The organism is Anaerolineales bacterium (assembly GCA_022866145.1).
Classification (GTDB): Bacteria; Chloroflexota; Anaerolineae; order Anaerolineales; family E44-bin32; genus PFL42.
On record JALHUE010000487.1, the window covers coordinates 1 to 3,084 of the forward strand.

A 3,084-nucleotide genomic window follows, 5' to 3' on the forward strand; every position below is an offset into this window, starting at 1 on the left:
CACCGACTTGGCGGCCATATCCACTGCCGCCGCGGCCGCCTTCTCCCACGAATCGGGCGACGTGCCGATCAGTTCAATGACCTTGTAGACGCTGTCTGTCATGGCAGGCTCTCCTCTCGGGCGATCACGCGCCTTGAGTCAGTTTCTGGGTTTGCGGCGGCTGGTCGAGCTGGACAAGGAAGGCCGTAGCGAGCGCGGGCTGGGGACACGGCAAGCCCCTCTCATCGGGGCGATTCTAGTCGGGTGGGGGAGCTCCGGCAAGCGCAACCGACTCGTTTCGCCAGGCGAAGCAGAATCAGGGCTGGAGCACATGCTCGACGCAAAGGAGGCCGGCGTTCACCGCCGGCTTCTCGCGCATGGGTGAGTCTTCACTTACGGGGCACCTTCGCGCCCCTCCATCGTGCCTACTTCTTCTGCGGCAGGTACTTCTGAGCGTGCCAGAACCACCAGCGGACAGTCCCCCCTTCGGACGGGAAGATGCCCAGCTCAAAGGCATCGTTGCTGATCTCCTCACTCCCCCGGAAACTGTCGTTGCTGTCGGCCTGACCGAGTATCTCCTGGATCGTAACTGGCGGAGATCCCGAGAAGCCGTGGCTCAGCACGGTTGTGTAGTTCGGCGCCGAAGGGGCCACGTCACTGATCACGACACATTCCTCCACCAGGCTGTCCCAATTCTCCCCATGCGCGCCATAGGTGATGCTCGCAGACCCACCCTCGGGCTGCAAATCGCCGACTGTGAAGGTATATCCGTCGTATCGCCCGTCGAACTTGAGGACAACGCTGGCGCCCTGGCCAGCATGGGTCAGGTAGTCGTGGCAGCCGTAGCGATCCTTCTTTCCGTACATCACTTCACCGAAGTCGAGCCTCACAATATCCTCACCCTTCAGCACGAAGGTGGACACATGGGTCGTCATCACCACCTTGTGGTTTTCACTCCATCTCTGGCTTCCCGACTCCTTCGCCCACTCGTCCAGTCCGGGCTGCGAGCCGGCTAAGGGAAAACCGATTTCGATGGTACCAAACCACTGGTCGCACTCCCCCATCTTGTCAATCTTCTGCCACATCGCGTCGGCCTTTGGCGAACCCAGGCCGGTCAGCAGTTCCCACACCTTTGCCATCTCCACCAATCGGCCGCAATCGCTTTCCTTCAGCAGTTCATCGGCCATGCTTTCGGCGGTGGCCTTCGCCCGCTCTACTAGCCTGTCGGCGATGGGCTGGTTGTCGGTGGTCATTGCCGGGTCGGCCGCGGCCAGGAGATGCGTAATCCCGGACGCGTCGGGGTGGGATGCCGCGTAGGCCTCGGCCGCATCCGCCAGGTTCTCGAGCCGACTCGTCATCCCTGCTCCCCACTCCGGACTCGGCATCTCTCCTTCCCCAAACTGCATCGACCCGGCCTCGATCCAAATCGCCACCTCGATCATGGCCACCTGATACGCCTGGTCCTCGCCGGCGGGAGTCGGCCGGTACAGCCCCTTTCCTGCTGGGTTCATCGACGCGAAGGCTTCAACATCGGACGGCAAAGCCGATGTGGAGTCCACGTGGGGCCCGAACAGTCCGATCAGCGGCGCGAACTGAGGTACGGTGCACACCACGCCTCCCCCCTCTGCCGGCGCGCAGGCGCCCTCGTGGACTTGCCAGACACCTGTCTGTGCATCGAAGACAGCCAATGCAGGTGAGGCCGGCAGTGTCGGATTGGGGAATACCTTGACCGTGATCGACTCGCCGGCGGCCAGCGCTATGGGATCGCCACTATCGGATGAGGCCTCCACCGTAAGAGCGAACTCCAGATCCATCTGTTCGCCGCTGCTGAGCTCTGCCAGGTAGGGACCGACATCGACCAGATCGTAGGTCGCGGCCTCCACAAAGGCCGGCAGCGTCGACACCGCCCCGGCTGGGATGCTGACCTCCGCCAGGGGCTGCGCGACGTCGCCCAGCGTGAACACGACCTCCTCTTCTGATGTGAGATACATGAAGGCATCAAAGGGAGTAAGCCGAGTTTCAAAGAATGCAGTCTCCCCGATCGGGCCCCCCGGCATTGCATAACCGGTCGCAGACCCGAGTGTCTTCACCTCAAGCCAGCCGCTGGCGCTGGCGGGCAGGTCGCCGGATACGATCCCGTTGCGGTCGGTGATCTCATCACCTACGGCGGCAAACGCCACCGGCGCACCGTCCGGGTCGAGCACGAATCCCATCACGGCAGGGGCCTTGCCTGCCTCCAGTGGAACTGCACCTTGCCCCGCGCCCTGCTCCCCGGCTTCCTCGCCAGCCGTCGGCACCAGGCGCGAGAGCGCGTTGCAGGAAAGCGAGGTGGCGGACAGCACGGCGACGAGCGTCATGAGGGTTGTTTTCCGACAGGACCGGGACGTGCTGCAACTGGTCATGGCAAGGTCCTTTCGCATGCGGAGAGGAGAACCGGGGGATCCTACTATCCATCACGATACAGCCATTGGCGACCTGGGGTCAAATCGGGAATGGCGGCGGGGAACCCTCACGCACGAAAGCCTCTCTCCCCAATGGGGTCTAACTCCTCTTGATATGCCCGACTGGGCTATCCGGCGCGGACCGCGCCTGCATGCGGCCGAGATTGGCCGCAATAAGTGCAGGGCACGCCGGCTTCCCTCACGCGCCGCGGCCGCCGTCCCCTCCTACGAGTTCGGCGACCCGCCAGCCGGTTCGACGGCCATGCTGACACAATCGGTCACGGGAGCCTCCTTTCCCGAAGGGTGCGCCGGTGCAGGTCACCGCTCGACGGCCCTGGAGAGTTGAACCTCGTCCGGTGGATGGATGAAAGGATGCGAAGGCAATGCCTCGGCGACTGTAACAACTCCTCTCAGCCCAGAATTTGGGGAGGCCGGCTTCCGGCGGCAAGCGCCTGCCGTGAGGTCCGCCCAAAGACCGGGCGAATCCCGCTGAGTCGGCGGTCGTCTGTCCACGCCTCCCGTCCGATTCCCTTGTACCAAGCCTCGACGTACAATGGACGCTATCCCTTTCGGCTTGCGAGGATCAGGATGGCGGATGTCCGGAAGCTTGCCAACTATGTGGCCGGGAAGTGGCATCGCCCGGAACCCTGCGAGTGGCTCGACG

At 63.6% G+C, this 3,084-nt stretch carries 1 protein-coding gene; it reads right to left on the reverse strand.

Annotated elements, in window-relative coordinates; all coding sequences use genetic code 11:
• Positions 1–404 precede the first annotated feature (404 nt).
• A complete protein-coding gene (locus tag MUO23_14230) occupies positions 405–2,336 on the reverse strand; it encodes a hypothetical protein (protein MCJ7514107.1) in 1,932 nt (643 codons plus the stop codon).
• Positions 2,337–3,084: the final 748 nt, after the last annotated feature.

Bases quoted from the DNA above. Each gene is read 5' to 3' on its own strand.
- MUO23_14230 (MCJ7514107.1), bottom strand. From the start codon at position 2,336: ATGACGCTCGTCGCCGTGCTGTCCGCCACCTCGCTTTCCTGCAACGCG.